The organism is Sulfurovum sp. (assembly GCA_026990595.1).
GTDB lineage: Bacteria > Campylobacterota > Campylobacteria > Campylobacterales > Sulfurovaceae > Sulfurovum.
This window is the reverse complement of sequence record JALXCZ010000009.1, coordinates 1-7,905: the sequence shown is the minus strand read 5'-3', so window position 1 is coordinate 7,905 and position 7,905 is coordinate 1. Positions and strand designations below refer to the sequence as shown.

Genomic DNA, 7,905 nt, shown 5'->3' with positions numbered 1-7,905 from the left:
TTTATAGTGGGTATAAAAAAAGAGTATGCTTCTAAGGTGACATTTGAATGGCCTAAAGCCAGTGAAAAGTTATATACTTTAAAAGATGCACTCAAAAAAGGAGAACTTTTTACTTGTGATGTTCCTGCCTCACAAGGGCAAGAATATCCTGAAAAAAAGAAAAAAGTACTTGACCTTGTACCTGCGGGTGGTTACTGGAGAGATTTACCTTTGAAGCTTCAAAAAGAGTACATGATGAAGAGCTTTTATTTGGGTGGTGGCAAAACAGGTATCGCCAGGCGTATAGCATGGGATGAAGCGTGTCTTACACTTACCTGCTCTCCTGCACAAAAGCAAACTGAACGTTGTCATCCTGAAGAGACTCGTCCGTTTCAAGTACGTGAATATGCCCGTATACAAACATTCCCAGATGAGTGGATATTTGAAGGTTCCATGACACAGCAGTACAAGCAAATAGGTAATGCTGTGCCTGTAAATTTAGCTTTTGCACTAGGGACTTCACTTATAAAAACACTCAATCAAATAGAAAAGTTATAGAATGCAGAATTATAATTTAGCTTTTATCAAGGATAAAGATTTATTTACTCATGTCAAAGAGACAGTAGAGAAATATAGGTTTGCTATTGACTTGAAAAAGTTCAATAAAAATTTGATTGACCCTATTAAACTTACGTTTGATAGTAAAATCTATGGGAAAAGTCTAGAAGAGACTATCGAACTTGAAATTATTCGCCAGATGGATAAATCAAATACCAATCATATTGGTTATTTTCATCAAAATATCTTTAAGTATATAGGTGAAGGTTGGGAAGTACCTAATCAAGGTTTTGATCTTGTCAATGAGCAGAAGAAAACCTATGTAGAGATGAAAAATAAACATAACACAATGAACTCATCTTCAGCACAAAAGACTTATATAGCTATGCAAAGCAAGATTTTAAAAGGTGCAGATATTACCTGTATGCTAGTAGAAGTGATAGCCAAACAGAGTCAAAATATTCCATGGAAAATAAGTATTAATGGTGAGCAATATGTACATGAAAATATTCGTAGGGTCTCTATGGATAAATTTTATGAGATAGTCACTGGATATGCAACAGCATTTAGAGAGTTGTGTGAAGTGTTGCCTACTGTACTGGATGATGTGATTGAAACCTTAGAGAAAGGAACAGTGGAAAATACAGTTTTTGATGAGTTGCGTGCTATCTCTCCAAATCTACTCAAAAGTCTCTATCTTTTGGCATTTTCTAAATATGAAGGTTTTGATACGTTAGAGATATAATCTATCTTTGCTATAATCAAATAATTTTACACAAGGACTATATATGTCAAATATTGCCCAAGCTAAAATATTTTTTGGTTCACATGAAGAGAATAAAATACAACAACAAGAACGTACAAGTCCTTTTGATGGTAGCGTAGTGAGTATTGCACCGTTGTGTGATGCAGAAGATGCAAAGAAAGCACTTAGCATTGCAAAAGAAGCAGCCAAAGTTGCAGCCAAAACAGATCTATCACAACGTATTTTATGGCTGGAAGATGTGGTAAACAAGTTGCAGGAATATAGAGAAGAATTTGCAATAATGCTTTCCAAAGAGGTAGCAAAACCTATTACTTTTTCCCGTATAGAAGTAGACAGGTGTGCAGAGACCATTAAATTGACAGCACTTGAGCTGGCAAATATGGGAGGGGAGACCATCCCTACCGACATTATGCCAAGCGGTAAGAAAACTTTGGCGTACTACAAACGTGAACCGGTTGGTGTAGTAGCATGTATCACGCCGTTTAATTTCCCGCTCAATCTTGTTGCCCATAAAATAGCACCGGCACTGGGAGCAGGAAATGCTGTAGTTCTCAAGCCGACACCCGAAGCACCGATGACAGCTTATATGCTGGCTAAGATATTTGTCACCTCTAAGTATGCGGTAAAGGATGCACTCTCTGTGGTCTATGGAGATGCAGAAATAGGTGCTGCACTGGTTCAAAGCAGTATTCCAAGGGTTATTTCATTTACTGGTTCCGTACCTGTAGGGAATATTATTACCAAGCAGGCGGGGATCAAAAAAGTGAGTCTTGAGCTTGGTGGAAATGCAGCAACATACATTGATAAAAGTGCAGATCTTGCATTGGCTGCAAAACGGTGTGCTTTTGGTGCATTTGTCAACTCCGGACAAGTGTGCATCTCTTTACAGCGTATTTATGTTAATGTCGAAGTATATGAGGTATTTGCCGGCTTTATGGCAGAGGAGACAAAAAAACTCAAAGTCGGATCTCCGTATGAAGAAGATACGTTTATGGGACCGCTGATCGATGATGAGGCGAACAAAAGAGCGAATGCCTGGGTTGCTTCTGCTCAAGAAGAGGGGGCAAAGGTCATTGCCGGAGGAGAAGCGGTAGAAGGTATCTTTCCACCTACGGTGATGGCAGATGTAACTGATGAGATGAAGATTATTTGTGAAGAGGTGTTTGCTCCTGTTGTCAGCCTTGTATCTGTACCCGATTATGATACTGCGATAGAGAAAATGAATGATTCTCCTTTTGGATTGCAATTCTCCATTTTTACCAATGATCTAAAACAGACACGATCTTTTATAGAGGATGCACAGTGTGGAGGTGTGGTGATCAATGATATCCCAACTTTGCGCTTTGACGTGCAGCCATATGGTGGAAGTAAACTTTCCGGTGTAGGTAGAGAAGGTCCCAAATGGGCACTTGAAGAGTTCACAGAGATCAAAAGCGTGGTGATCTGCTAATGGATTTTATGTTTCAATCGGGTTTCTTAGGGACAAGAGCACCATTTTTTATGGATATGGTTACATTGATTGTTGCCGTGCTTCCGTTGTTGGTGGGTATGGCTATCTCTTTTGCAAGAAAAGGCAACTACACACTGCATGGAACTATGCAAACAGTGATATTTCTTATTTCTGTGTTAATCGTAGGGTATTTTGAATATGGTGTACGTTTAGGCGGAGGATATGAAGCCTTTGTGAAAGGTACACATGTATCACATGATTATCTTTTTGCAGTACTGGTGATACACATTATCATTTCCGTATTGACACTCGGTATTTGGATAAGTACACTGCTTAAGGCAAAAAGAGATTATGAAAGAGGACTGCCTGGTCCCTACAGCCGTTCTCATAGAAAAGCAGGGTTGCGTACCTTTACTGGGATCGTTCTGACTGCTTTAACAGGTATATGGGTATATTTGCTTTTATTCGTATTTTAAGTATCTGAGGTATTTATGAAAAAAATAGCCATTTCAGCCTGTCTTTTGGGAAACAACTGTCGCTACAATGCAGAGATCAAAAAAGATGAAAGCCTTATAACTCTGCTGAAAGATGCTGTGCTGATTCCTTTTTGTCCGGAGGATTTCTGCTATGGAACTCCCAGACCTTCCATGGATCTTGTGCAGACCAAACAGGGAGTCAAAGCGATCAGTAATCTAACAGGAGCTGATCTGGGTGGACCGGTGACTGCCTATGCCAAAAGTTTTTTTCAGATGCACCCTGACATTGATCTTTTTATAGGTAAAGACAGAAGTCCAAGTTGTGGGGTCTGTTCGGCAAAACTGTACGACAGTGAAAAAAATATGCTTGGTGAAAAAGAGGCTGGGCTTATGGCAAAAGAGGCTAAAATACGAAAGATACCTGCGATAGATGCAGAAGATTTTACAGCACAACAGGAAGAGGGTTAAATGAGATTATTATGGATACTATGGATAAGTACACTTCTTTTACATGCCAATACCCAAGCAGAAGACATTACAAAACAGGCAATCGTTAAAATATATACGGTTTCCAAAATACCAAATTATCTGGCACCATGGAGCAGCTCTATGCAGCGCAGTACTGGTTCAGGTTCCATTATAGAGGGTGGTTTCATTTTGACCAATGCTCATGTGGTCGCCAACCAGGCATTTATGGAAGTGCAGCGGTACGGACAGCGAAAACGTTATATTGCAAAAGTGTATGCCGTTTCCCATCAGGCAGACCTGGCACTTTTAAAAGTGGAAGAGAAAAGTTTTTTTAAAGGTGTTGTACCGTTACAGTTCGGTAAATTGCCCAATATTGAACAGAAGATCGTAGTGTACGGTTACCCGATGGGAGGAAATACGCTTTCAGCAACGATTGGTGTAGTTTCACGCATAGAGCACCATACCTATGCGCATAGCGGGGAAGTATTTCTCTCTATACAGGTGGATGCAGCAGTCAATCCAGGAAACAGTGGTGGACCGGCACTCTCTGGAGGTAAGATAGTGGGTGTGGTCATGCAGGTCATCTCAAAATCACAAAATATAGGGTATCTGGTACCGGTAAGTATGGTTAAACATTTCATTGATGATATGAAAGATGGTCACTATGATGGATTTGCTGATCTTGGTTTGGGAACACAGAAGTTGGAGAACCCGACACTCAGACGCTATTATCACTTGGATGAGAATGTCACGGGTAAACTGGTCGATATGATTATGTACAACTCTTCAGTAAAGGGTATCATGCAGGAAGAAGATATTATCACCGCAGTGGATGGTCATCGTATTGAGAATGACGGTACGGTCTCTTTTAGAAAACATGAATATACAGATTACTATTATTACATTGATAGACATCAGATGGGTGACAGTGTCAACCTTGACATTATACGTCAGGGTAAAAAAATGCAGATAGATGCACCTTTGAAATATACTGCAGACGATATGTATCTGGTGAAAACCACCCGTTATGATGAAATGCCTACGTATGTGATCTATGGTGGGTATGTCTTCTCTCCCTTGACAAGAAATCTCATCCGTTCAACCAATCGTAACCGTTTAAAGTTAAGCTATCTTGCTACCAAATGGCAAACCAAAGAAAAGAAAGAGGTAGTTGTACTTCTTAAAGTACTTGCCTCAGATATAAGCCGTGGAGACAATGGCTTTGGTATGTGGCCCATTGATAAGGTCAACGGAGAAGCATTTAAAGATTTTAAAGAATTTTATGAAAAAATGGAAGCGGCAAAAGGGCAGTATATTATTTTGGAAGATAAAGATGGTGTAAAAGTAGTGATCGATAAAGAGGAAGCTAAAATAAAACAAGACGATATACTCAAAAAGTATAATATTGAATTTGACAAATCAATTGATTTACGAAAAAAGTAGCATATTGATAAAGTGTCTTCCATAGGTTTTTGGATGAAAACCAACAAGATAGAAAGAGCCAAAGCGCACCTTGTACCCTATGATTTCCGTATGTATATTAAGACGCTTAATCTTGCAGATCTGAATGAAGAGGAGCGTTTTTACCTTAAGAACTACGGTATTTACAACAGTAAATTAAGACCTGAAAGTTTTACACTGCGTATACGCATTGCAGCAGGCAGGATAACGTATCTTACTTTGCATACCCTCGTACAAATAGGTAAAAAATATGATCTGGAGTTGCTTGTTACAGCACGTGCACAGCTTGAACTGCATGGACTCTCTTCTAAGAATGTTTTGGGCGTATGGGAGCTTTTGCAGCAAAATAAGCTTACTACGCTACAGACATTTACAGATAATTTTCGTAATATTGTCACAGATCCTTATGATGGAATGGATGCAAGCAGTAAAATAGAGACTTTCGGACTGATAGAACAGATGCAAGATATTTTTTTGGATCGTCCTGAGTGGATGGGGATGCTCCCAAGAAAATTTAATACTGCCATTTGTGGTACAACAGGGACATATACCCATTTTTTTGGAAATGACCTTTTTTTTGCTTTGGCATCCAAAAAGGGGGAGTGGGGATTTAACCTCTTTTTAGGAGGGAAGAATTCTGAAGTGGCACAGGATGCCGACATCTTTGTGACTGCCAAAGAGGTACCTCTTATGTTTGAAGCAGTAGCTAAAGCATACAGAGCCTACGGTCTGAGGGGTACACGTTCCAAAACAAGACTTTTTCATCTTCTTGAAAAGATAGGTATAGAAATGTTTGTGGAATATATTGCAGAATTTTATCCTAAAACAATCATTTCGCGAGGTGAACTTCACATAGAAAAAGCCTCTTTTTCATCTTATAGAAAATTGGCTGATGGAAGCTATGGTTATTGTCTTCAAAGCAAGTTTGGGAAAGTGGATATCGGTAGATTGGAAGAATCCCTGAGGTATACAAAAAAAGAGAATCTTGAGATAAGGATCGGAGTCGACCAAAACATTTATTTTTTAGGCTTAAAAGAGAAGTCTCTGCCTTTTGCATCGATTCAGGGTGCCTCTAATGTAACAGCTTGTGCTGGAAGTCATTACTGTGCACTTTCCTTATGGGACATTAAGTCAGATACTGCCTATTTACCTTTAGAGAAGATTGAAAAATATCAACTTCAAGTGGGTTTTAGCGGATGCCTCAAAGGGTGTGGCAGGCACCATCACTGTGACATTGGTCTGGTAGGGCTTCGTACCAACAGTTTTGGTCAGACACAAAAAGCTGCAAGGGTCTATCTGGGAGGACAATACAGTAAAGATGTCACACCTGCAAGGCTGGTCTTTACGGTTGTACCATTAGGACATTTAACAGCATTGATAGAAGTGATCATTGAAGCATATGAAGAAAGCAACGAATATGATTTTGAACGTTTCTCTCAGAAATATCTCAATCCGCTTAGCAGTGGCTTTGTCATGCTCTGGTTTCTTTCAAAACTTTATTTGAAAGAAAAGATCATTTTAGAACAGGCTTGTGAAGAAGTACTCTATCAAAAACTTATACAAGTACCGGATTTCCCTTTTTTTGAAGAGGATAAAAACTATTTAAAAAGTACCGATGTGATGAAACATGCATTATGGGATGACAAATAGTTTATTCATATTTCTTAAACTGTTCCAGCCATGCTTTGTCCTCTTCTGAGAGTACATTCACCTTTTTAAGCAGTTTGGCTTTGATGGAGATGAGGTCATCTGTGCTGAGATAGGCCAAAAGATCAGGGCTGATCGTTGTGTCTTCTTTGCCATAAGAGATGAGTTTGTCTATTTCTTTGAGCAATTCTTCTTTAGTTTGTACATTCATTTTGATATACTACCGAATGAATTAGAAATTAGAAATTAAAAATTAGAAATTAAAGGATTTCAAATGTTAGAAGTAGGAACAACAGTACCGGACTTTTGTCTGCCAAATCAGGATGAAGAAGAGATATGTCTAAGAGATATTAAGGGAAGATGGATAGTCCTTTACTTTTATCCTAAAGACAACACACCTGGGTGTACTACAGAAGCTTGTGATTTTACAGCAGCACTTCCCGACTTTGAAGGACTTGATGCCATTGTATTGGGGATAAGTCCGGATTCTCCTGAAAAACATAGAAAATTCATAGAGAAAAAAGAGCTTAAGATCACACTGCTTGCAGATGAGGATAAAGAACTTTGCAATCTTTTTGGTGTATGGCAGCTTAAAAAGTTTATGGGAAAAGAGTATATGGGTGTGGTACGCTCTACATTTATTATAGATCCTGACGGTAAAATAGCTGCCGTATGGAGCAAAGTAAGAGTTAAAGGGCATGTGGATGCTGTTAAAGAAAAATTAGAAGAATTACAGGACTAACTTTAAGAATACAATAAAGCACGCTGTCTTGGTGTGCTTCTCTAAAGTCTCTCAAATTTTATATTCATTTAAAAAATATTTCGGTATAATCGCGTTCCTTATTCTTTTGCGAATAACGGAAAATACACATGTAGTTATTCCTTGCACGGTTGTGTGATGCTAGATTTAGCATGAACATTGAGGACTACAGCGGATTAAACCTAGTGATGAAGCAATGCTTTTAACCCAGCCTAAGTTATGTTCTATGGACTTTTAGAGTCTTTAGTAGATGGCTTGGGCTGTTATGTATTACCCAAGGAGAAATTATGGTAACAATGAAAGACCTATTGGAGTGTGGAGTACACTTCGGACACCAAAC

The 7,905-nt window shown here is 38.9% G+C and carries 9 protein-coding genes; 8 read left to right on the top strand and 1 reads right to left on the bottom strand.

Annotated elements, in window-relative coordinates:
* The 7 genes from MVE01_RS03100 to MVE01_RS03070 form a co-directional block, all read left to right on the top strand.
* Nucleotides 1-537, top strand: a 537-nt coding sequence (locus MVE01_RS03100) for a DNA cytosine methyltransferase (RefSeq protein WP_472560701.1), incomplete at its 5' end; no start/stop codon positions are given.
* Between the two features lies 1 nt (nucleotide 538).
* Nucleotides 539-1,282, top strand: coding sequence for an Eco47II family restriction endonuclease (locus tag MVE01_RS03095; protein WP_472560700.1), 744 nt, complete (start codon nucleotides 539-541; stop codon nucleotides 1,280-1,282).
* A gap of 43 nt (nucleotides 1,283-1,325) precedes the next feature.
* On the top strand, nucleotides 1,326-2,753 hold the full coding sequence (locus tag MVE01_RS03090; protein ID WP_472560699.1) for an aldehyde dehydrogenase family protein: 1,428 nt from the start codon (nucleotides 1,326-1,328) through the stop codon (nucleotides 2,751-2,753).
* A complete protein-coding gene (locus tag MVE01_RS03085) occupies nucleotides 2,753-3,229 on the top strand; it encodes a DUF420 domain-containing protein (protein WP_472560698.1) in 477 nt (158 codons plus the stop codon). Before MVE01_RS03090 ends, MVE01_RS03085 begins: the two co-directional genes overlap by 1 nt.
* A 15-nt stretch (nucleotides 3,230-3,244) precedes the next feature.
* Nucleotides 3,245-3,697 (top strand): 2-thiouracil desulfurase family protein, encoded by a 453-nt coding sequence (locus MVE01_RS03080; RefSeq protein WP_472560697.1) that lies wholly within the window; start codon nucleotides 3,245-3,247, stop codon nucleotides 3,695-3,697.
* The gene (locus MVE01_RS03075) at nucleotides 3,698-5,140 is read left to right on the top strand and encodes a S1C family serine protease (RefSeq protein ID WP_472560696.1); all 1,443 of its coding nucleotides are present in this window, start codon (nucleotides 3,698-3,700) and stop codon (nucleotides 5,138-5,140) included.
* Nucleotides 5,141-5,173: 33 nt separating this feature from the next.
* Nucleotides 5,174-6,808, top strand: a complete 1,635-nt coding sequence (locus MVE01_RS03070; protein ID WP_472560695.1) for a nitrite/sulfite reductase — start codon at nucleotides 5,174-5,176, stop codon at nucleotides 6,806-6,808.
* Nucleotide 6,809: 1 nt separating this feature from the next.
* Here MVE01_RS03070 and MVE01_RS03065 read toward each other — a convergent pair whose 3' ends face one another.
* Nucleotides 6,810-7,016 carry a hypothetical protein gene (locus tag MVE01_RS03065; protein WP_472560694.1) on the bottom strand — a complete coding sequence of 69 codons (207 nt, stop codon included), beginning with the start codon at nucleotides 7,014-7,016 and terminating at the stop codon, nucleotides 6,810-6,812.
* Between the two features lie 63 nt (nucleotides 7,017-7,079).
* Here MVE01_RS03065 and bcp point away from each other — a divergent pair, with 63 nt between their 5' ends.
* Nucleotides 7,080-7,547, top strand: coding sequence for a thioredoxin-dependent thiol peroxidase (gene bcp, locus MVE01_RS03060; RefSeq protein ID WP_472560693.1), 468 nt, complete (start codon nucleotides 7,080-7,082; stop codon nucleotides 7,545-7,547).
* Nucleotides 7,548-7,905 lie beyond the last annotated feature (358 nt).

Coding starts and splice junctions, on each gene's coding strand:
- MVE01_RS03095 (WP_472560700.1), top strand. CDS start 539: ATGCAGAATTATAATTTAGCTTTTATCAAGGATAAAGATTTATTTACT.
- MVE01_RS03090 (WP_472560699.1), top strand. CDS start 1,326: ATGTCAAATATTGCCCAAGCTAAAATATTTTTTGGTTCACATGAAGAG.
- MVE01_RS03085 (WP_472560698.1), top strand. CDS start 2,753: ATGGATTTTATGTTTCAATCGGGTTTCTTAGGGACAAGAGCACCATTT.
- MVE01_RS03080 (WP_472560697.1), top strand. CDS start 3,245: ATGAAAAAAATAGCCATTTCAGCCTGTCTTTTGGGAAACAACTGTCGC.
- MVE01_RS03075 (WP_472560696.1), top strand. CDS start 3,698: ATGAGATTATTATGGATACTATGGATAAGTACACTTCTTTTACATGCC.
- MVE01_RS03070 (WP_472560695.1), top strand. CDS start 5,174: ATGAAAACCAACAAGATAGAAAGAGCCAAAGCGCACCTTGTACCCTAT.
- MVE01_RS03065 (WP_472560694.1), bottom strand. CDS start 7,016: ATGAATGTACAAACTAAAGAAGAATTGCTCAAAGAAATAGACAAACTC.
- bcp (WP_472560693.1), top strand. CDS start 7,080: ATGTTAGAAGTAGGAACAACAGTACCGGACTTTTGTCTGCCAAATCAG.